Annotated in this window: 22 protein-coding genes and 2 tRNA genes; 15 read left to right on the top strand and 9 right to left on the bottom strand. The window is 46.7% G+C overall.

Going from position 1 to position 19,256, the window contains the following annotated elements; genetic code table 11:
- Positions 1-4: 4 nt before the first annotated feature.
- Positions 5-1,717: an HlyD family efflux transporter periplasmic adaptor subunit gene (locus H6786_03665; protein ID MCB9816466.1), complete on the bottom strand. Its 1,713-nt coding sequence runs from the start codon at positions 1,715-1,717 to the stop codon at positions 5-7.
- A gap of 182 nt (positions 1,718-1,899) precedes the next feature.
- Here H6786_03665 and H6786_03660 point away from each other — a divergent pair, with 182 nt between their 5' ends.
- Positions 1,900-3,858 carry a GNAT family N-acetyltransferase gene (locus tag H6786_03660; GenBank protein ID MCB9816465.1) on the top strand — a complete coding sequence of 653 codons (1,959 nt, stop codon included), beginning with the start codon at positions 1,900-1,902 and terminating at the stop codon, positions 3,856-3,858.
- Between the two features lie 65 nt (positions 3,859-3,923).
- On the opposite strand, the gene H6786_03655 is transcribed toward H6786_03660, so the two are convergent.
- On the bottom strand, positions 3,924-4,211 hold the full coding sequence (locus H6786_03655; GenBank protein MCB9816464.1) for a helix-turn-helix transcriptional regulator: 288 nt from the start codon (positions 4,209-4,211) through the stop codon (positions 3,924-3,926).
- Positions 4,212-4,325: 114 nt separating this feature from the next.
- Between H6786_03655 and H6786_03650 the strand changes: the two genes are divergently transcribed.
- The 4 genes from H6786_03650 (at position 4,326) to H6786_03635 (ending at position 7,435) form a co-directional block, all read left to right on the top strand.
- A complete protein-coding gene (locus tag H6786_03650) occupies positions 4,326-4,754 on the top strand; it encodes a DoxX family protein (GenBank protein ID MCB9816463.1) in 429 nt (142 codons plus the stop codon).
- A gap of 117 nt (positions 4,755-4,871) precedes the next feature.
- Positions 4,872-5,327 carry a DUF3135 domain-containing protein gene (locus H6786_03645; protein ID MCB9816462.1) on the top strand — a complete coding sequence of 152 codons (456 nt, stop codon included), beginning with the start codon at positions 4,872-4,874 and terminating at the stop codon, positions 5,325-5,327.
- A 325-nt stretch (positions 5,328-5,652) separates the two neighbouring features.
- Positions 5,653-6,237, top strand: coding sequence for a GNAT family N-acetyltransferase (locus tag H6786_03640; GenBank protein ID MCB9816461.1), 585 nt, complete (start codon positions 5,653-5,655; stop codon positions 6,235-6,237).
- Positions 6,238-6,310: 73 nt separating this feature from the next.
- A complete protein-coding gene (locus H6786_03635; GenBank protein MCB9816460.1) occupies positions 6,311-7,435 on the top strand; it encodes a hypothetical protein in 1,125 nt (374 codons plus the stop codon).
- Positions 7,436-7,859: 424 nt separating this feature from the next.
- Here the strand turns inward: H6786_03635 and H6786_03630 are convergent.
- Positions 7,860-7,949 (bottom strand) — tRNA-Ser (locus H6786_03630).
- A gap of 87 nt (positions 7,950-8,036) precedes the next feature.
- Here H6786_03630 and H6786_03625 point away from each other — a divergent pair.
- Both H6786_03625 and H6786_03620 read left to right on the top strand, forming a co-directional pair.
- A complete protein-coding gene (locus H6786_03625; protein ID MCB9816459.1) occupies positions 8,037-8,507 on the top strand; it encodes a hypothetical protein in 471 nt (156 codons plus the stop codon).
- A 157-nt stretch (positions 8,508-8,664) separates the two neighbouring features.
- Positions 8,665-8,736, top strand: a tRNA-Arg gene (locus H6786_03620).
- A gap of 76 nt (positions 8,737-8,812) precedes the next feature.
- Here the strand turns inward: H6786_03620 and H6786_03615 are convergent.
- A complete protein-coding gene (locus tag H6786_03615) occupies positions 8,813-9,439 on the bottom strand; it encodes a hypothetical protein (protein ID MCB9816458.1) in 627 nt (208 codons plus the stop codon).
- A 6-nt stretch (positions 9,440-9,445) separates the two neighbouring features.
- A complete protein-coding gene (locus H6786_03610) occupies positions 9,446-10,306 on the bottom strand; it encodes a ThiF family adenylyltransferase (GenBank protein MCB9816457.1) in 861 nt (286 codons plus the stop codon).
- A 324-nt stretch (positions 10,307-10,630) separates the two neighbouring features.
- Between H6786_03610 and H6786_03605 the strand changes: the two genes are divergently transcribed.
- The 3 genes from H6786_03605 (at position 10,631) to H6786_03595 (ending at position 14,009) form a co-directional block, all read left to right on the top strand.
- Positions 10,631-12,049 carry an efflux RND transporter periplasmic adaptor subunit gene (locus tag H6786_03605; protein MCB9816456.1) on the top strand — a complete coding sequence of 473 codons (1,419 nt, stop codon included), beginning with the start codon at positions 10,631-10,633 and terminating at the stop codon, positions 12,047-12,049.
- Positions 12,050-12,142: 93 nt separating this feature from the next.
- Entirely contained in the window at positions 12,143-13,300 is a 1,158-nt protein-coding gene (locus tag H6786_03600; GenBank protein MCB9816455.1) for an FtsX-like permease family protein, read from the top strand.
- Between the two features lie 7 nt (positions 13,301-13,307).
- Positions 13,308-14,009 (top strand): ABC transporter ATP-binding protein, encoded by a 702-nt coding sequence (locus H6786_03595; GenBank protein MCB9816454.1) that lies wholly within the window; start codon positions 13,308-13,310, stop codon positions 14,007-14,009.
- Here H6786_03595 and H6786_03590 read toward each other — a convergent pair.
- From H6786_03590 to H6786_03575, 4 genes are read right to left on the bottom strand one after another with little or no spacing between them, the layout of a single operon-like run.
- Positions 14,006-14,638, bottom strand: coding sequence for a hypothetical protein (locus tag H6786_03590; GenBank protein ID MCB9816453.1), 633 nt, complete (start codon positions 14,636-14,638; stop codon positions 14,006-14,008). The two genes, H6786_03595 and H6786_03590, sit on opposite strands and share 4 nt — an antisense overlap.
- A complete protein-coding gene (locus H6786_03585; GenBank protein ID MCB9816452.1) occupies positions 14,635-14,892 on the bottom strand; it encodes an acyl carrier protein in 258 nt (85 codons plus the stop codon). Before H6786_03585 ends, H6786_03590 begins: the two co-directional genes overlap by 4 nt.
- A complete protein-coding gene (locus H6786_03580; GenBank protein ID MCB9816451.1) occupies positions 14,889-15,563 on the bottom strand; it encodes a 4'-phosphopantetheinyl transferase superfamily protein in 675 nt (224 codons plus the stop codon). The genes H6786_03585 and H6786_03580 overlap by 4 nt, the downstream gene beginning before the upstream one ends.
- A gap of 4 nt (positions 15,564-15,567) precedes the next feature.
- Complete coding sequence (locus H6786_03575; GenBank protein ID MCB9816450.1) at positions 15,568-16,194, bottom strand: 1-acyl-sn-glycerol-3-phosphate acyltransferase; 627 nt, start codon at positions 16,192-16,194, stop codon at positions 15,568-15,570.
- Positions 16,195-16,345: 151 nt separating this feature from the next.
- Here H6786_03575 and H6786_03570 point away from each other — a divergent pair, with 151 nt between their 5' ends.
- The 5 genes from H6786_03570 to H6786_03550 are packed head-to-tail and all read left to right on the top strand — an operon-like array spanning position 16,346 to position 19,256.
- Complete coding sequence (locus H6786_03570; GenBank protein ID MCB9816449.1) at positions 16,346-17,095, top strand: SGNH/GDSL hydrolase family protein; 750 nt, start codon at positions 16,346-16,348, stop codon at positions 17,093-17,095.
- A gap of 10 nt (positions 17,096-17,105) precedes the next feature.
- Positions 17,106-17,864 (top strand): SGNH/GDSL hydrolase family protein, encoded by a 759-nt coding sequence (locus tag H6786_03565; protein ID MCB9816448.1) that lies wholly within the window; start codon positions 17,106-17,108, stop codon positions 17,862-17,864.
- A 60-nt stretch (positions 17,865-17,924) separates the two neighbouring features.
- Positions 17,925-18,302, top strand: coding sequence for a Holliday junction resolvase RuvX (gene ruvX / locus H6786_03560; GenBank protein MCB9816447.1), 378 nt, complete (start codon positions 17,925-17,927; stop codon positions 18,300-18,302).
- A 6-nt stretch (positions 18,303-18,308) separates the two neighbouring features.
- Positions 18,309-18,641: a tRNA-binding protein gene (locus H6786_03555; protein MCB9816446.1), complete on the top strand. Its 333-nt coding sequence runs from the start codon at positions 18,309-18,311 to the stop codon at positions 18,639-18,641.
- A gap of 3 nt (positions 18,642-18,644) precedes the next feature.
- Positions 18,645-19,256: a DedA family protein gene (locus tag H6786_03550; protein ID MCB9816445.1), complete on the top strand. Its 612-nt coding sequence runs from the start codon at positions 18,645-18,647 to the stop codon at positions 19,254-19,256.

The following is a 19,256-nucleotide window of genomic DNA, read 5'->3' as shown; positions in this document are numbered from 1 at the left end:
AAGATTATTCTTCTGGTGGTCGCTGTCCGCCGCCGCTGCCTGGTCCGATCCGTGTTTCAGATACGACCGATTCGCTGCTACTTTGATCGAGAGAGGTTGAGACCAGAAGGTTACCTTCACTAACGCCACTTACCACTTCCACATAATACTGACCGATAATGCCGAGCTCGACCTCAGTGGTGTAGGTTGGGAGTGTGGTTCCGTCAGTGCGCACAATACCCATACGCGCTACCTGTTGCTGCTGTTGTTCCGTGAGTTCGTCGACGATCGTTACCTTTGGAGTGCCTTGTTCGTAGGTGATAGCTGAGGTCGGGATGCGAAGGGTGTCGGTCTTTTCCTCCTCAACGATCTCGATATCAGCGAGCATGCCCTCACGAAGAATGATCTCTGCTGTTGGACGATCGTACTCGAGGAGTGCTTGCACTTCATACTGCGCGACTCCGCTTGATTCTGGTAGGGAACTGATCTGGGTGATGTGTGCGTCGAATGTTGGTTGCTCTGAAAATGAAGTGACTGTTACTTTTACTTTTTGGCCGACATGTACCTTAGAGACATCGGTCGCGCTAAGTGAGAAGGTGGTGAGGAACTCATCAGAGATCAGGGTGCCAAGACTAATACTGTCTTCGCTGCCACCAGTTGGGGTAGCGCCGACAACGACGTTTTCCATACCTTCAACGGTGCCTGAGAACGGTGCGACGATATCTCGCTCTTGCACCACGTCATAGTTTTGTGAAAGACGCTGTCGTGCTTCGGCAAGTGATGTTTCAGCCTTTTCAACTGCTAGATCTCGGTAGCTACTGGAGTCAGTTTCTTCAAGATCGCTCAGCTCCTGCTTTGCGTTGGCAATGTTCACTTCTGCGTCACTGATTGTCTTTTTGAGAGTGGCCACTTGGCTATCGTATGCCTCTAGAGTTTCGCTGTAGGTCGCGATCGATGTGTTCGGGATCCTCACGATCCATTTGTCACCACTTTTCGTGCTATTTGGGAACGTAATGAAAAGACCGCGAGTGCCGAGTGCAACCGCTTTCCCGAAGATCACTTGCTCGGTCGTACTTTCAAGACCCGATACACGATAGGAGTATCCGGAGTCTGCCCCTGAAGCGTAGACTTCTATTATGTAGGTGCCTTGCTTGTCGTGTACGTATCTGCCACTCAGTGCTGGTTCAGTTCGGTCTGCCAAGACTGTCTCTTTATCTGGGTGTGCATCTACCTCTAAGTCTTCGTTGAGAAAATCGCGATAGGCATCATCAATATCTTGGGTGGCGTCTGTGATGGTTTTTTGGTAGCCGACGATCTGATTTTGGAGCGATCGTATCTGTGTGTTTGGGTCAGTGGCGTTGGCTCGCTCAGTTTCGAGCTCGAGCGCGGCTTCGGCGACCGCTACTTGTGCAGACTGTGTATCGACATAGGCGTCACTCTTATCAAATGAGATCAACACATCGCCAGCTTCGACATGACTACCGTTCTGAACGTTGACCACATCGATCCGACTGAGTTGCTTGTAGACATCAATGTCGAGTTTTTGAGCGGCGATAATGTCGCCCGTGGTCTCTATGCCAGAGGTCACTTCACCTCGATCGACCGCTTGGACCACATAGAAGGAACTGGTGCTCGTTGTGTCTGATGAGGAGTTGGTAAAATAATATACTCCAATACTAAAGAGTAAAATGGCAACAAGGTGCCATTTGTGATTACGAATGAATGTAACAGATTTCATGGAAAGGCGGGGTATGGTTATGGTAAAAGCTTCGTCCGAGTGTCGAAATAGTACACCCGCCACCATTTAATACAAGATTTATTGGGTTTTCTGTCACTTGGTCAGTTGACAGAGGTGGGGCGAAGAGTAGACTTCTTGCGGACTTGTTGTTTTGAAACTGTTTTTGCAGTAAGGAAAAAGACGTGAAAGAGCAAAGGGTTGATTCTGTCGCAGGTGCGATGAAGTACGTTGCAGGTCATCTTGCACGAATCGAATCTGACCTGAAGATACTGTATCTGCCGGGTAACACTGGATTGATACCACTGGTTGAATCTTGGATCTTCAATAATGCGCATCAGTTGCGCGGAGTGCATGTGTTTCAGACACTTGCGCTTGGGCCGGCTCATGGTTGGTCAGACGCGGTCGCGCAAGGAGTGATCCCAGTGACGCCGTTTATCGGACCGGGTGTTCGGGAATTGGTGAATGAAGGACTGGCGAAGAATATTCGCTGCAATCTTTCTCAAGTGCCACGACTCGTGCGTGAACACTGGAAGCCGCAGGTTGCGATCGCACATGTGTCGCCACCAGATCAATACGGTCGTGTCACACTCGGACTCAATGCTGGGTTGGACTACACTGCTGTTCGTTCGGCGGACTTCAAAGTAGCGGTAGTGAACGAGCAAATGCCGCGGTGGCATATAGGGATGTACTATGACCCACCGACCAACCGTCACTTTGAGACTGGGTGCGCCATGTCATTGTCGGAGTTCGACATAGTGGTGCATATCAATGAGCCATTGCATGAGCACAAGATGTCTCCAAAGGCAGATCAGCAAGAGCAGGCAGCTGCTGTTGCTGAACACATTTTCACCATGTTGGCAGAATACGCTGACGAGAGTGGAGATTTGCCTCATACGTTGCAATTAGGTATCGGGTCTATCCCGAATGCAGTGGCGGGGACGTTGGCGGCTGCCAACGTATCAGTGTCTAGTATCTGGTCTGAGATGTTCTCAAACGGTGTGCTTGATCTGTATCGAAATGGTCTGATAAAACGTCTCGGAGGAACGTTTCTGCGCGACCATATCGTGGTCGGGTTTGTGCTTGGCGATAAAGATCTCTACTGGGAGATGCATCAGAATCCTGATTTTGCGGTATTGCCTCAGGAGTACGTAAACGATCCTGCTCTTATTAAACACAATCCGTACATGGTGAGTATAAACTCAACCATTTCGGCGAGTGTTACGGGTGAGATCGCTGCGGCGACCATGCATCGGCGGTATCACTCCGATGTTGGTGGGCAGAATGACTTTGCGCTTGGTGCGTCTTGGTCTGAAGGGGGAGTGGCTATCATTGCCTTCCTCAGCACTGCTACTCTCAAGAATGGTTCGCTGGTGAGCAAGATCGTCGCAACGCATCCAGAAGGGACGCACAACACCATCAGTGCAGATTTGCCGGTGGTTGTGGTGACGGAGTATGGGGTAGCAGACCTGCGTATGGTGGATGATCGCGATCGGGTGTTGCGTATGCTTACCATTGCACATCCTGACTGGCGTCAGTATCTGGGTAAAATGTCCCGGGCACTGCCGGCCATTCAGGGGGTCGACACTATTTCGCCGCGGTTGGTTTCGTTGCGAAATGGTGATCGGGTCATTCTGCGGCCAGCGACACATGAAGACGTCAGTATGATCAAGTCGTACATTCCGCAGCTTAGTGCGCAAGATCGAGAGACAAGGTACCTGAGTACTGGCATCACCATAGAGTCCCTCACTGACCCTGAGCGCCTCAAGCGGTTGTATGACACTACGCTCGATTTTATCGACCACGCTGCGTTTGTGGTTGAAAAGGAAGATGAAGTGCTTGGGGTGGCACATGCCTACCGTACCAGTGATGGTTTGTATGAGCTTTCGTTTTCTCGTCGTAGTGATCTGGCTGGACAGGGGATCGGGTCGCATCTCATGTGCGTCTTGTATGATTGGGCACGTAAGTGTGGTGTGCAGACGTTTCGCGCGGATGTGCTCTCAGTAGCTAATCCACGTATGATCAGTCTGTTTCGGTTGTGGAAGTTTTCGGTTGATCGTAATCCAGACGATCCGACACTCTCGGACGTCCACGGTTCTCTCAAAGAGATCACACCGCCGGCCGGCTGCTCACGCGCTGCATGATGTTTCAAGGAATGACACAACCCGGGCGTAAAGCCCGGGTTTTTTGTTAGTCATGTTGATCCTGATCACAATTTTGCAAATTGCTCAATGAGTTTACTCATCTTTTTGCCTCGAGTGGTGAGTCCGTAGTAGTGTGCACGAGAGTCTTTGGGACAGGCGATCTTCTCAATGATCTGCTCCTCTTCAAGTTCGCGGAGTCGGCTGGCAAGCGTTGCGGTGTTTATTTCAAGGGTATCTTGTAAGTCAGAAAAGCCGCGGGGCTTGTTGGCAAGCCCGTGTAAGATCACGAGCATATGGCGCTTGCTGAGGAGGTTGAGGATCTTGGTGGCAGGGCAGACGGGGGTCTTTTTCATGGTGCTGGTAGTATAGCATACCTGCGGATAAGTAGCTTTACATTATAAAGCTACTTGCTACACTAAAGTAACTTTACATTTTAAAGTTTTTATAGATAACGGTTTGAACGTATGATGAAAAAAGTTTGTGACGTAGTACATAATTGCGTCTCCGAAGACGCTGCCAAGCTTATGCTGCGAGTGGTACTTGGTGTCTTGATCCTCCTTCACGGCATCTACAAGGTGCAGAATCCTGGAGCGGTCGAATGGATCGGTGGCTTATTCAATGGCGCACATCTACCAGCTTTCTTGGCATACTTGATATACATTGGAGAGATCGTAGCGCCGATCATGTTGATCATCGGGTATCGCACCAAGCTCGCCGCAGCACTTATTGCTATCACGCTGGTGGTGGCGATCTTGCTCGCGCATATTGGTGACATAGTTGCGCTTGGTTCAACTGGTGGATGGGCGATCGAATTGCAGCTCATGTACCTCTTTGGTGCGATAGCGATCATGGGACTCGGCACAGGGAAGTATCGAATGATCAGTAAGCGTGCGTAAGCACACGCGTCTATCATTAAAAAACAGCCCAAGTGGGCTGTTTTTTGTAGCTATGCTTTACAAAAATCCACAGCAGGTATCTAATGTGAACAGGTATCTAAGCAAGGGGTGAGTACCATGCAGCATGAACTGTTTTGGGAGTCGGTCCAGCGCGGCAATGTCGGCATGCTGGCTCTTCATGACCAAAGTGCACTGGCTGAATTCTGTCGAGAATGTGTTGGCGGTGCAATGGAATCGTTGCCGGTCCTGGTACTGTATCAAGCACTCTCATTTACTGAGGTGGCTCGGCTAGCAGCGGAGTATCCAGACACCTTTTCACACTTCCGTCGTGCCCTCATTGAGGAAACTATTGCAAACGCCGCTGATCCAGCGCGTGCCAAGCAACTGCAGTGGCGGATCGACCAAGAACGAGCGCGGCATCGGTCGGCGCTTGGTGCATGCATAGCGATCAGTCGCATGATGCACGCAAAGGCTCCGGAGTTGAAGGTGCAGTCCGATCGCTTGGTCGCCGCCTTCTGCGGCCAGCACTGCGATGAGCCATCAAAAGCAACGGTGCTTCCGTTCAAGAAATGAGACATGATCTAGCAAGACCCCGGAGGGGGGTCTTTTTGTGTCACTTGATCAAGCGTCCGCTACAGATTGACAGAAATACATTCACTTGTACTATTTAAGTATGCGACATATTGCATACACAACCGAATCACAGGCGCGGATCGCAGAAATGCATTTCTGCGATTTCGCCAAGAACAACCCAGTCTCTGGGCTTCTTCCTGTGTTCGGTATTTGTGTAGGCAATATGTTATGACTTTGTAAAACAACATCCTCTTTGTGAGATCAAAACAGCTTGCCTCCCGGCAAGCTGTGTTTGTTCTTTCATGCAACCAAAGAGGTAATTCTCATGACTAAAGAAGTAAGCAATTCGCGCGTCTACTGGCGGAAAGGGAAGCGGACGCTCCTCTGTCCGCTTGAGCTATCCGACCTGCCGGTCATCTATCGCGGGATCAACGATCCTGATTCGTACCAGTACTTGGCACATACGCTACCAAAAGGGCCTGTCTTCGAAGAAGAGTGGATCAAGAAAGTGCAGGCGCCAAGTGAGAAGGAAGTAGTGGTGGCTGTCTGCACACTCGAAGGTGAGCTGATCGGTACGATGGGGCTCCATCTGATCGACTATCTCAATCGTACAGCGATCACTGGCTCGGTGATCTTTGAAGAGAAGCATCGCGGCCAGGGCTACGGCACCGACGCCAAGATGGTCCTCCTCGATTACGCCTTCAACTTTCTTGGCTTGGAGGTGGTCGAGTCGCGCGTCATTGGCTTCAATGATCGCTCGGCGGCGTACAGTCGCAAGTGTGGCTACAAGGAAGAAGCGCGCTTGCGGAGCCGCTTCTATCGCTTCGGTCAGCGGCACGACGAGATCGTTCTGTCGGTTGTCCGCGATGAGTGGCTGCCGCTCTGGGAAGAGTATAAGAAGGATCTTTGAGTAGGAGGAACCCCGGCTGATGCCGGGGTTTTTGAGAAGTTGCTGGTTTAAACAAGGGGTGTATAGTTCAAGAATGATTGAAGAAGTTACCAGGCGCAATGCACTCGATGTTAATGTCTCAGAAATAGCTTTGGACACTAGGTTTGGAAGTTTGGTTTTTGATAACGCTGACAAAAAGCTCTCAAGAGTGCAAAGTTGGTTGAAGGAAGCTCAGGCGCTCGCGACAGCAGATACTCTTATTCAAGAAGACTTGAATTACTTAAAAATCACCCTCAAGAGATTAGCTGAGCATTTACAGTGGTTGGTTCAATTCAGGCTTGAGGATGTAAGTAATGCTAGACAGGAAAGTGATTTATTTAATCAACGTGTCGATGATTTCTATAATGATGCTCACAAGGAGATTGCGATGAGAATCCTTCCTTATTTAAGAGAAGAAATCAGAAGAACAAACCCTGATGAGAAAAAGTTGGATGAGGAAATTCAAAAGGTGGTCGAGATTAGAAAAGAGTTGGAAAGCGGATTGTCGTTGATTAAAGAAGAGACAAGTAAGATAAGGTCTGGGAATAAAGAGGTTGGTGAGGAGATGGGAAAGCGAGCAGCTGTGAGTATGGCAAGCCATTTTCAGGCTGAGGCTGCTAAGTACAGCATTCAATCAAATCGCTGGCTGGTCACTGTTGTGGTCGGCTATATTCTAGTCATTGGAGGTTTAATTTGGACAGGGTATGAGGCGTATACTTCAGTAAATGAATTTATTCAACAACAGGAAACTATTGTCTCCAATCAAGCTCGAATAGGTTTTTCTCTCAGTGCGACCAGTGCTGACGCTGTTGCTGATAATTTAAGTAATATTGACGAGGTTCATGCAGTTAGTTCAACAGTAATGTGGACGGCTCTAATTTCTAAGTTGGTAATTATAGCTGCATTATGGTTTGGGCTTTCTTTCATAATCAAAAACTACAATGTCAGTTCGCACTTATCTTCAATAAATAGACATCGTGCCGCAATAGCGAGAACGCTTGATGATTTTATTGCCTATGAACAACAGCAAGAGGGATCAAATACCGCCAAGGTCTTACAGAACGCAACAGACGCTATGTTTAAAAATATTTCTATTGGTTATGTTTCAAAGATCGAAAAAGATAACAGTAATCCTGTCCTTCAGATATTTAATGATTTGATGGGCATTAGGAACCAGTAGTAACATTAAGGTTTGATAAAAGTATAAGTAAATTTTCAGCGAAAATTTCTTGCGACCCTCTAATAACTTACTCCTCATTTTGGTGTTTGGGTATTCAAAAACCGCCCTCCATGGCGGTTCCATGAGGAGCGGTATGCTTCAGGCAGCAGTAGCTTTCTGCTGCGCAGCCAGATGCCTGACGAGCAAATAGAAGAACATCCAGACGTCGTATTCCGAGTACAGCTCGATCGTAAACTCCTGCTGGTTCTTGTTGTAGGGACCGAAGATCCATTCGGAAGGGAATCCTTCGCAACACGCGCCGTTCACTCGTTCGTCATACTTCCTCACATCGTTCCGGCCTTCGAATCCCTACGTAACCTGCCGCAGGGCAGGTTACTCTCTCTCCGCCAACAAAATATGCGCCCTTGCGGGCGCTATTATGTCTTGGCGGAGAGAGAGGGATTCGAACCCTCGAGGAGCTTTCACCCCTGGCGGTTTTCAAGACCGCTGCCTTCAACCACTCAGCCATCTCTCCAATTTATGTAATTGTGGCCACGATAGTACCAAAAGATGCGTGAATTGTACACCTGGTTCACCGGAAGCCTATGGTACAATTTTTGGAATGGAACCAACAGCACGAAGTGTCACCTGGGAAGCTCCGGAGCACCATCACGTCGAGAAAGGGAATGACTGGTATTTTGCCGTTATGATCATTGTGGCTGCACTCGTGATCGTGGCGGTCTTGTTTGAAGATCCTCTCTTCGCACTCGTGATCGGCCTGGCCGGTGGTGCGCTCGCGGTATCGGCAGCCAAGCGTCCATCGATCATTCCGTATGCGGTCACTGTACGCGGGGTGAAGATCGATGATCGTCTCTACCCATTTTCAACCCTTGAAAGTTACGCGATCAATGAAGAGGATATCAAAGGGCCACAGCTCCTCCTCAAGTCTGAGCGCAAGCTCATGCCACTTATTGTGTTGCCGATCCCGACCAACCACATCGACGATATCGAAAGTATTCTCAAAGAGAAACTGCCCGAGGAGGACCTTGAAGAACCGCTCTTCATTAAAGTACTGGAATTATTTGGATTTTAGGGTATAGTGTTGGCCACGTGGGTGACAATCACTTGCTCTACTGTCACACGTAAAAAGCATGGTGCTCGCTCTACTGAAAATAAATTTCTCCGAAATTTATTTCGAGAGCTGCACTCGCGACCTAAATAAGAGTGAACTTTTATTTAGTCACTCGTTTGCTCTCGTAGTTTAATGGATAAAATGCTGGTTTGCGGTACCAGCGCTCCAGGTTCGATTCCTGGCGAGAGCACACTAAGAAAAGTCGGCGGCTGCCGGCTTTTCTTTTTGTGCTCGGATCTGACGCGGAGTCTTGCCGCCTCCAATGATTATCGTGACGTTTGCTCGAGCTTCAGTTTACGCATCATGTTTCTAGAAACAATGGTAATGAGCGTAATGACAAGGATGCCAGTGATTATACTAGTTGTGAGCTTATATGTTGGTAAGACCTCGTTGATGGTTTGACCTAGATAGAGCCCGAGAATTGAAAAAACAATTAGGTATATAAAGGTTCCTGTACAGTCATATATTGCAAAGCGAAGGGGGCTAATTTTTTGGCGAGAGAGATACAGGATAATCATTAGTCGCGTACCTATGAAAAATTGTAAGAATAGTAGCGCCAAAAAGTAACGGCCACGAATAAGAGAGGTTAGAACATTACTGGTTGGTCCGAAGACGTTTTCTCTAATCGATTTTGGTATGAGATTTTGTGGGTGGTAACGGCCAATGACAAACCAAAATAAATCTGCAAGGAGAGATCCGATTGTTGACGCGACGATCACTTCAGATAAGTCGAGAACTCCTTGCTGGGTTAGGATAAGCGAGGTAATGATGACAGTTTCCCCTAAAAGAAAAACGCCCATCAAAACCGCAAGTAAACCGTGATTTTGAATTGCGGTAAAAAACAAGTTGGTTGCAGATTCAAAGGAGGTGAGGTACGAATATAGTTCACTCATACAAGTTTATGGTTGGTCTTTTACTAAGAATTTAGCGAGGTAAAGTTTTAGTTTTTGGATAGGGTTTTTGTTTCCAAACCAAAGTCTTTTTGTAACATATCTTTCACGCATGAGATCAAACTGATGGTAGTATGGCACAGCTTTCACATGACCTTTTTTCAGAAGGATTTTGACAGCGTGTATTGTGACGACTCCGGCGCAGAGATTAATTGAACCGATTGATGATGGTCCGCGTTTTTCTGAGAGATTGATCCCCTTCATGTAGGAGCGCTGAAGAAGTTTTGGTACTAATCCAACCAAGAAAGAGAGAAGTTGCTTTTCATACGACATAGAATCTTTGATATTGAAGTAGGTATCATAGTTTGGTCCATCTGGCTTGAAGATCAAAAAGGCAGTCCCAAACCCAATTGGGCCGGCAGAAATGACGGGGATGTTTTGACGGTGACAACTATTGATAAATAGTCGTCGTATGTCGACAGTGAATGCATCAATTGCATCTATTCCTAGATCAACTCCTGTCAGAAAGGCGTTAATGTTGTCATGAGAGATGCCTTCTGGGAAAATCTCAATCTTGCAGTTAGGATTAATTTTCAATGCTTCTTCCCGCATCACATCTACCTTTGGACGACCAACAGTTTCTAATTGGGCGCCGTACTGACGGTTGAAGTTTTTGAGTTCATAGTGATCAAGGTCAGCAATTTTGAAACGTTCAAAACCTTGCCGTACAAGTGAGATGAAATGTGCGCCGCCAACACCACCCATGCCAGGAATTGCGATAGTGTAGGACTTAATCTTCTCCTGCTCTTCTAATGAAACTAGTCCAATGTTCCTCGAGAAGGCTTCGCTATAGTCAAAGTTGGTTGTCATACGGGTGTTGCTTTTAGGTCATGTAGTTACCGAATTGTAGCACGTATGATTTTAGGCAAAGGACTACCAGAGCTGAATTTTTATGTAAAGGTAATGGTTGGTAACTGAACTTTTGGGTGTAAGTGCACAGTATGTATCGACTGTTGGTGTCACAGGCGTTCAAATTGCAGCTATGTTTAACTTAGTGTCAGATAGAGTTCGTGTGATGTATACTGGAGCGATAGTCTGACCAATATGCGGTGGCTTTTTATGAAAAAATTCTGGTTGTTTGTGTTTGCGCTCAGTATAATTCTTGCTGGTGCGGGGCTGGGATACATGCAACATATGCTGCCTTCAGATAGGGTTGTAGAGAGTACGACAGTCTCTCTCGGTACGATAGTTCAGACGGTTATTGCGTCAGGTAAGATTGATGTTGATCAACTTACTCGTCTAGGTTTTGCGGTGCCAGGCACAATTCAACAGGTATATTTTTCTGTTGGAGATCAGGTGGCCGCGGGTGATGTAATTGCATCACTGACTAGCGACGCGCTGGTTGCTGAGTACGATGCAGTGCTAGAACGAGTGCGAGCAGCTAAAGAACAGCGTGCGGAATTGCTGCGTGGAGCTCCCATGGAGGAGCGGGCGGTAGCTGAGAAGAGTACTGAAGTTGCTGTAGCGGCATTAGCAAGTATTTCGCTTGAGTATGAGCAAGCAATTCGCAATGCACGACAGCAACTTCTTTCAAATGATTTGCGAGCGTATCCGGTGGATGTGACCAATGACGATACTCCACCTTCGATTAGTGGTAGCTACTTGTGTGAGGAAGAAGGATTGTACTTACTGTCGTTGTTTGGCTCCCGAGCAGATGCGAACGTGTCGTATGTGCTCTCTGGGTTGGGTTCGGGTAAGTACCCTGGTAACAAAACAACGCCTGAACCACTGGGAGATTGTGGTCTATATATTCAGTTTGATGCTGCCGAGGCGTATAGAAGCACTGATTGGCAAGTTCCTGTTCCAAATAAGCGTAGTCCGTCGTATGTCATGTTACAAAGCGCGTATGATTTGCTTGTGGCACAGCGGGATGCTGCACTACAGTCGGCTCAAGAAGAACTCGCGTTAGCAGAAGAGAATGAACGACTGGTCAATGCTGGACCGGTAACTGAAGTGTTGGCGCAAGCAACTGCTTGGGTTGCTGAAGCTGAGTCATCGTTAGCACAACAAGCAGCACGAATAGCTGATTATACAATCCGAGCACCATTTGCTGGAGTAGTGTCAGAAGTTGCGATGCGTGTGGGAGAGCCTGCTGGATTGGGTCAAACTGTAACAATTGTGCAAGAAGGAGAGTATGAGTTGTTGGTGCAGGTGCCAGAAATTGATATTACTAAAGTTATGGTCGGTGATCGTGCATCGGTAATATTTGACGCCGAACCAACAGTGGAGTATCTAGCAACTGTCTCTTTTGTCTCCCCGGTGTCCACGGATGTAACTGGTGTATCGTATTACGAAACGACGGTCATGTTAGACACTGAACCAGTGTGGTTGCGTGAAGGATTAAACGCAGATGTTCGCATTGAAGTTGAGCGTATCGAAGATGTGCTGGTGTTACCAGATCGATATGTTGTAAAGACAGGCACTACCAGCCTGGTTTGGGTCGATGATGGGGTGTCTGTGCAACAACAAGTAGTCTCGCTTGGTGTTAAAGGAAGTGATGGTTTGGTTGAAATTGAGGGAGTGCCAGTTGGTGCTCGTATAGTACTTCCATAGCATATGCGTAACTTGCGCGTTGGTTTATTCTTAGGGTTGCGGCAAATACAAAGCGCAAATGGTTGGGCTACTGGTTTAATTGTGACGATTATCATGTTCACTTTTTTAAACCTGGTTACACTGAGTGGTATTCTTATCGGGATTGTTGACGCGGCAACCGAACAGGTACGTGTCAATGTGCTTGGTGATATAAACATAAGCCCGCTTGAGGGCGAGACGAGAATTAGTGAAACCCAACATTTTCTTGAACGACTCGATACGTATCACGAGATAGCATCGTATTCGGCTCGATATAGCGACATTGTCACTATTGAAGCAAATTATGAAGAGCGACGAAGTTTAAATTCTGATCCTGACATCATTGCGCTCAATGTAACAGGTATTAATCCGCTCGATGAGAAGCAGACAACTAGCCTCGACCAACTGATAGGCGAAGGGGCATTTTTAGATCCCGAAGAGAGTGGGTACATTGTGCTTGGGAAATACAATGTTGATCGCTATGCTGATGAATACGGAAATGTATTTGATTCTCTGCAAGGAGTGTATCCAGGAGATAAGGTTATGGTGACCGCTGGCGATCAAAGTCGTGAGTTCATTGTAAAAGGAATTTTAGATTCAAAGTCAGACTTTATTTCAATTGCTGCGTATATTACAGAGCGAGATTTCCGCCGAATGTTTAATCGGATCGACTACAATGCAAATCAGATTGTGGTGCGGCTGAGTTCGGGGTATTCAAGTGGCGTGATACGTGATCGACTTCGTGATAGTGAGCTTGCGGAGTATGGGGAGATCAACTCCTTCACTGAAGATATCCCAAAATTTGTGGTTGACGTGCGTGATACGTTCCAATCGCTATCGCTTATCGTTGGTAGTATTGGTGTCACAGTAGCATCAATTACAATTTTTATTGTTATTTTCATCAATGCACTTTCTCGGAGGAGGCAAATAGGTATTCTGAAAGCCATTGGTATCACTCCACAAGCAATCGAGTTTGCGTACGTAACACAAGCATTGGTGTACGTGCTGGTTGGTGTTACGCTTGCAATTGTGGTTACGCAGTTTTTACTGATCCCATATTTCATTGAGCATCCACTTGATTTCCCATATGCGAATGCGTCGTTGAGTATTACGATGGGAGGAATGTTGGTTCAGGCAGTGACATTTGCGCTGGTAGCAGTTATCGCTGGTTTTGTTCCGGCGTGGCTTGTGGCAAAAGGGAATACACTTAATGCAATTTTAGGTAGAAAGTAGTATGGCAATGATTGAAGCTAGAAAGTTATGGAGGGTGTACAACGATGGTCAAGTACAAAATGAAGTACTGAAAGGTATCGATTTATCAGTGGCGCCTGGTGAGTTTGTGGCAATAATGGGACGTTCAGGAGCAGGGAAGTCAACACTTTTGTATCAGCTGTCAGCTCTCGATACTCCATCAGCAGGTAAGGTAGTGCTTGATGGTCAAGATTTGCAAGCTCTATCAGCGACAGCACTCAATGAGTTTCGTTTGAAAACCATGGGATATGTGTTTCAAGATTATGCGCTTATCCCTGATCTTAGTGCATTAGAAAATATTCTGACACCACTACTTATGCGTGGTCAGGATTGGGATACGGCAGCAGAGTCTGCGCGTGAAGCGTTGCGACATGTTGGTTTAGCAGGAAAAGAAGACAACCGTCCAGCTGAATTGTCGGGAGGAGAGCAACAGCGTGTTTCAATTGCGCGAGCGATTGCAGGAAATCCAAAGATTTTGTTTGCAGACGAGCCAACGGCAAATCTCGATAGTCGGTCTGGGCAACAGGTGATAGAGCAGTTACGAGCGCTGCATCATGCTGGGCAGACTATTGTGATGGTAACGCATGAAGCAGAGTACACAAAATACTGCGATCGAGTAGTGACCTTAGAGGATGGGATGGTGATCAAAATAACTGCTCCGTTTCAGAACGGTTCAGTTGCACAACTCTAGTTGAGTAGTGTAGGGTCAGTTATTTCCTTGTTAACGGGATAGGTCAGTATTTTCCCAATAAATGGATTCGTCTCTTTTTGTTTCTGTAGCGATGCGAGATGTAAGAAAAACCCTTGTGATACAGCCCCGTTAGCTCGAGCATAGTTGGTCTGCGGTCCGATAGTTGTGCAACCAATCGCACGGTAGAATCCCTCATGTTTTTTGTTGACTGTAAAACATAGATCCGAGATAGTACTGTCAGCAAGGCCTATTTGCACGATATGTGCAAATAGGCCGAGGGTTACCAGCGATGTATTTCTTGCTGGAAGGTCAGATTGCTGGTTTTGGTCGGTGGCAAATTGACAGATTTCTGCTAAGTGTCGGCCGTCGGTTCGTAACCCATCAACTTGTTCTTTGTACGTGCAGTCCATAGGTAGTCCTCTATCAGAGTCTTTTACTATTGAAATTGTACCCCGCACAGTATTATCTTCGATTGCGACAATGGTTGCTGCTCCTGGTCTATTCAGGAAAGAGCTAATACCAGATGGTTTTTGCTCTGAGATGTATCCCTCTTGCATGTAAGCGGTGTGTACAAGGGTTGCTGCATTTTTAAAGTCAGTCGCCGATTGAGCGACTCGATAAGTGATCATACGCAGCTAAACTGGTATTTGCTATGTGCAATATACTGAGCGATATCACCTACAGTGTTGATGTGAGCAATATCCTCGTACGCTGTTTGAAGTTGGTAATGTTGCTCGAAAGCAATAAGGAGTTCAAACAGTTGTATTGAATCAACGGTTAGGTCTGTTATAAGACTTGATGGTTTGATGTGTTCGATAGTATGGCCGAGCTTAGTTGCTATTAATTGTTTTACTTCGCATACAACCTCCTCGTATGAATTCATAATACAACTGTTGAAATAATGTAACCTTCGTATGCTTCATAGTATAACGAAGCCTGAATAAGCTTACCAGTGTTACTTTCGTAAGCCGATGGACAACCTCCGTTGTCAAAAGTGATCATAATTCGCTGAGGATGGGTTCGCAGTCCGGTTCCTATAGCTTTTAGATATGCTTCTTTTAAAGTCCAGTAGATGGTTGCCATCTGAGGTTGCTTCTTTACGTCAATGCCCTGATACAACCTGTACTCTGCAGGAGTCAAAAAATGAGAGATGGTTTCTGTGTTGAATGCTCTAATTTGTTCAATATCAATCCCGATTCCAGCATGGTTATTTTCTGGTGTAACGAGAGCCACTCCACAAGATGATGTGTGAGAAATCGAGAGGAGTATTGATGTGCGTGATACGATTTCGTCATGGAGAATGTAGGAGGGAGAACCGGTTTCTGTGTTGTATACCTCAATATCGGTCAGTTGTAATGTCTGATTGTGTGTTGCAAAGAAATCCTGGATCGCTTTTTTAGCTGCGAGACGGCCAAGTAGCCATGGGAGCTGTTGGGTGACGGGTTTTTGTAAATAGCACTTTTGTTCACGTTCTCTGAGAAAGAGGAGTTTGTTATCAGTAGGTAAATCTGCTTCAGTCTGAACAACAAGTTGAGATGGACGAGAGTAAGACATACGCCTATCTTTTTGATTGGGTGTCTTTGTAAAATGAGCGAATCACTTCTCGTTTCTCTTCGAGATTTTGTTGATCGGGAAGGCGAGTAAGTGTCATAGTTGGCTTTGGATATCCAGGTAGAATTGACCAGTTGTTAAAGTTTTCTACTCGAACGAGTACGAGCGGAATATCTTCCATGAGTAGCATATCAATACCTCGATGAAACTCTTCCACGTTGTTGCTGTCTCTGATACATCGACCCTCCGGGAACAGCATAACCGTTTGCTTGCTTTGTAGTAAGTCGCGCATTCTAATAAGTGCTCGTGCACGATCTAAATTGGTGTCTCCAACGTTAAAGCATTGCAGTGACCATAGATACCAGCGGATCAATGGCATGGTCATAAAATGAGAGGTGACTGGAAAATGTACGGGCAGATTACGGAACACATTACGCCATCCAAGATGGTACGTTATGAGGAACGGGTCGCTCCAGCTTTGATGGTTTGAAATAATAAGGGAACCTCGAGGAACAACTAGTTTTAAGGGTCGTACCACACAAATCCGCATTAAAAAAGTTGTAACTAAGAAGCTGTATACTGCAGTTGGAAGTTGCATAGCAAACGCCAGGAGTAATCGAGGTAGTTTTTTCATGGAGTTTTCGTTCTCCCTATTCTGCCAGTGAGTTACTAACTGGTCTAGGTATATAGGATGAAGACGTCGTACTTTAAAAGATGTCAAACTGCAAGTGTACCTGCGTGTAAAGGTACATTGTCGTTGTCAATCCGTATGCCATAATGTCAACATGTATGATCTAGGTGCCAGTATTGGGTTTGCATTGCTAGGTGTGGTGATTGTGTTCGTATTTGTAGAATTGTCATTAATTAGCGTTCGGGGATATCGTGCAGTGCAGGAAGGGAAGCGTGCGCGGCCGGCAGAAAAGGTGCAGTCGAATCCACGAGCAAAAGTACTTATTGTTGGTGACAGCACGGCTTATGGCACTGGCGCTACCACGCCCGCCTTTTCACTTGCTGGTAGATTGATTGCTGATCATCCTGAGTTTACAGTTATCAACGCTGCGCAGAACGCAATGGGTCTAAAGGAGCTTATTACTAAGCTTGATGAAATGGCAGATGAATCATTTGATCTGGTGATCGTGCAGATTGGAGGAATTGATACTTTGAAGTTGACCCGTTGCCAAACGATTGCAGCTCGCTTGGAACAGATTCTTAGACGTATTGCACAAAAGTTCAACACACCCGTAACAGTGCTGGTGTCAGTAAACAATGTTGGTGCGGCACAGTTTTTCCGTTTGCCAGTGCGATATTTGTATTCATGGCATAGTCGTAAAGTATCTCGTGCTTGTGGTGCGGTGTGTGCGGCCACTGGGGTTGTGCATGTTCCTCTCTTTCATGAGCGAAGTAGTGATCCGCTGCGACAGGGCGGGGTACATTTTGCACCTGATGGCATTCATCCTAATGACCGAGGGTATGAGATTTGGTATGCAGAGGTAAGGCAGCAGATTGCGCCGTACGTTCAAGCTTTGTACAGTTAATGGTGTTTACATGATTGATTTCTTTAGTTCGCTCAGCTCACTCGATTGGTTTGTGTATGTTGGTGACACTATTATTGTAATGGTGGTATTGCAAGCTTTACGAATGATCATTAAATTATCACGCAATAAGTTCTTGGGACTTACCACTAAGCCGTTTGCTTGTGCTGGTTCAGGTGGGAAGCGGGTGTTAATTTTGGGAGATAGTACAGCAGTTGGTACAGGAGCGAGTCGACCGGAGGATACTATTGCAGGACGACTAGCAACAGATTATCCGGACGCAGAGATTATAAATGTTGCTCAAAACGGTGGTTTGGTGCGAGATCTTCCAAAACAGATCGAGGTGATGCTTGGGCAGCAGTTTGATTTGATTATTGTGAGTGTTGGCGGTAATGATGTGTGGCATCTGACAAGTATTCGTAAGATCCAACAAGTACTGCAAACGGTGCTGCCACAGCTTAATGAATTATGTAAACACAGGGTGTTGTTTTTGCTCTATAACAACATTGGTTCAGCTCCTCTCTTTCCTGGCATAATGCGTGGTTTTTTAAAGCGTCGGTGTATTCGAGTCCAGGAGGCGATTGCAGAAACTGCTTTGGCCTATGATGTGCCGACCATAGAGTTGTTTAACGAGGATGAACGAAATCCGTTTATCAAAAACCCTAACCAACTATTTGCGTTTGACGGTGTCCACCCAAGCTCTGATGGGTATCGGTTGTGGTACCACCGCATGTGGCGCATCATGCATGAAAATGGATATAGGTTTGATTGACTACCTAATACATTGGTCATGCTGGTCAATGTATTAGGTAATCATGCTATGCTAAAGCCCATGAAACGAATGGGAATTGATTTTGGATCAAAGAAGATCGGCATTGCACTCACTGATGATGGGGGAACGATGGCTTTTCCGCACGAGGTGGTACCAAACGACGCGAATTTTCTAAAGTATGTTGAAGCGTTAGTGGCAGAGCGGGGAGTAGGTGAGATCGTCATCGGACACTCGCTCAACAACGATGGCGAGCCAAACGCGATCCACGAAGCGGTCGAAACCTTCATCACTGATGTCACGTTACATATTGGTATACCGGTGCACTTAGAGCCAGAGCAGTATTCGAGCCAGGCGGCAGCACGGGTTCAGGGAAAAAATGCGATGGTTGATGCGTCTGCTGCTGCACTCATTCTCGATAGTTTTATCACTAAACAATAGCGATCTATGGAAACCATTCAATACGATGATTTTGCAAAGTTGGAAATTCGGATCGGTACGATCAAGACGGTAGATGTTGTAGAAGGAGCTGATCGACTACTTAGGCTGACGGTCGATGTGGGTGAAGAGTCACCACGACAGATCGTATCCGGCATTCGAGAGTTTTTTGAAGATATCGAAACATTGATAGGGAAGCAGTGCCCGTTTTTGGTGAATCTCGCAACTCGAGAGATCCGTGGTCTTGAGAGTCAGGGCATGATCCTAGCTGGTGGTACGGGAGAGACATTCACGTTGCTTCACCCAAGTCACGAAGTGCCGGCTGGTACTAAGATCAACTAAGACATGTCGCTCGAGCAACGGCTACAAGAAAAGGTGGAAGCGGTGCTGCAGTCAGAAGCAGTGAGTACCGGAGGTCGCTTTATGCGTTCGCGTTCGGGGACGGTCATGATCGCGGTCATATCGTTTGTTGAATCAGCACTTCCGCTCCCGATCCTCACCGATCCATTTTTGGTGGCTGCGATCTTGGCTGATCGAGCTAAGGCTGTTCGTTTGGTAATAGTAACCACGATCGCATCGCTTATCGGTGGTCTGTGTGCTTACTTCGCTGCCGCTTTTTTCTTCGAAACGATTATGCAGTGGGTGACGCCAGGCATGCTTGAGCAGTTCAATGAAATGGTGAGTGGTAATGACTCGAGCACCTTTGTTTTGACGGTGATCGGTGCGGTTACGCCAGTGCCGTACACGATCGTTGCTTGGGTGGTAGCAGTTTTGAAGGGAAGTATCGGAGTCTTCATTGCCGCGTCGTTGCTTGGACGTGGCGCGCGCTACGCGATCGTTGGGTACTCTACGTACAAGTTCGGCGCTTTGGCTGTTTCGTACGCCAAGCGCTATGTGGGAATCGTTTCGATCATAGTGGCACTGCTGGCGGTATTGTTTGTTTTATACAAGATGTGA

Source organism: Candidatus Nomurabacteria bacterium (assembly GCA_020632075.1).
Lineage (GTDB): Bacteria > Patescibacteriota > Minisyncoccia > Phycocordibacterales > UBA918 > OLB19.
Note: the sequence above shows the minus strand (reverse complement) of the source record. Positions and strands in the feature narration are given on the sequence as shown.

What these genes read in the sequence shown, in the direction of transcription:
- H6786_03665 (MCB9816466.1), bottom strand. Translation starts at nt 1,717, where the DNA reads ATGAAATCTGTTACATTCATTCGTAATCACAAATGGCACCTTGTTGCC.
- H6786_03655 (MCB9816464.1), bottom strand. Translation starts at nt 4,211, where the DNA reads ATGAAAAAGACCCCCGTCTGCCCTGCCACCAAGATCCTCAACCTCCTC.
- H6786_03650 (MCB9816463.1), top strand. Translation starts at nt 4,326, where the DNA reads ATGAAAAAAGTTTGTGACGTAGTACATAATTGCGTCTCCGAAGACGCT.
- H6786_03645 (MCB9816462.1), top strand. Translation starts at nt 4,872, where the DNA reads ATGCAGCATGAACTGTTTTGGGAGTCGGTCCAGCGCGGCAATGTCGGC.
- H6786_03640 (MCB9816461.1), top strand. Translation starts at nt 5,653, where the DNA reads ATGACTAAAGAAGTAAGCAATTCGCGCGTCTACTGGCGGAAAGGGAAG.
- H6786_03635 (MCB9816460.1), top strand. Translation starts at nt 6,311, where the DNA reads ATGATTGAAGAAGTTACCAGGCGCAATGCACTCGATGTTAATGTCTCA.
- H6786_03625 (MCB9816459.1), top strand. Translation starts at nt 8,037, where the DNA reads ATGGAACCAACAGCACGAAGTGTCACCTGGGAAGCTCCGGAGCACCAT.
- H6786_03615 (MCB9816458.1), bottom strand. Translation starts at nt 9,439, where the DNA reads ATGAGTGAACTATATTCGTACCTCACCTCCTTTGAATCTGCAACCAAC.
- H6786_03610 (MCB9816457.1), bottom strand. Translation starts at nt 10,306, where the DNA reads ATGACAACCAACTTTGACTATAGCGAAGCCTTCTCGAGGAACATTGGA.
- H6786_03605 (MCB9816456.1), top strand. Translation starts at nt 10,631, where the DNA reads ATGCTGCCTTCAGATAGGGTTGTAGAGAGTACGACAGTCTCTCTCGGT.
- H6786_03600 (MCB9816455.1), top strand. Translation starts at nt 12,143, where the DNA reads ATGTTCACTTTTTTAAACCTGGTTACACTGAGTGGTATTCTTATCGGG.
- H6786_03595 (MCB9816454.1), top strand. Translation starts at nt 13,308, where the DNA reads ATGATTGAAGCTAGAAAGTTATGGAGGGTGTACAACGATGGTCAAGTA.
- H6786_03590 (MCB9816453.1), bottom strand. Translation starts at nt 14,638, where the DNA reads ATGATCACTTATCGAGTCGCTCAATCGGCGACTGACTTTAAAAATGCA.
- H6786_03585 (MCB9816452.1), bottom strand. Translation starts at nt 14,892, where the DNA reads ATGAATTCATACGAGGAGGTTGTATGCGAAGTAAAACAATTAATAGCA.
- H6786_03580 (MCB9816451.1), bottom strand. Translation starts at nt 15,563, where the DNA reads ATGTCTTACTCTCGTCCATCTCAACTTGTTGTTCAGACTGAAGCAGAT.
- H6786_03575 (MCB9816450.1), bottom strand. Translation starts at nt 16,194, where the DNA reads ATGAAAAAACTACCTCGATTACTCCTGGCGTTTGCTATGCAACTTCCA.
- H6786_03570 (MCB9816449.1), top strand. Translation starts at nt 16,346, where the DNA reads ATGTATGATCTAGGTGCCAGTATTGGGTTTGCATTGCTAGGTGTGGTG.
- H6786_03565 (MCB9816448.1), top strand. Translation starts at nt 17,106, where the DNA reads ATGATTGATTTCTTTAGTTCGCTCAGCTCACTCGATTGGTTTGTGTAT.
- ruvX (MCB9816447.1), top strand. Translation starts at nt 17,925, where the DNA reads ATGAAACGAATGGGAATTGATTTTGGATCAAAGAAGATCGGCATTGCA.
- H6786_03555 (MCB9816446.1), top strand. Translation starts at nt 18,309, where the DNA reads ATGGAAACCATTCAATACGATGATTTTGCAAAGTTGGAAATTCGGATC.
- H6786_03550 (MCB9816445.1), top strand. Translation starts at nt 18,645, where the DNA reads ATGTCGCTCGAGCAACGGCTACAAGAAAAGGTGGAAGCGGTGCTGCAG.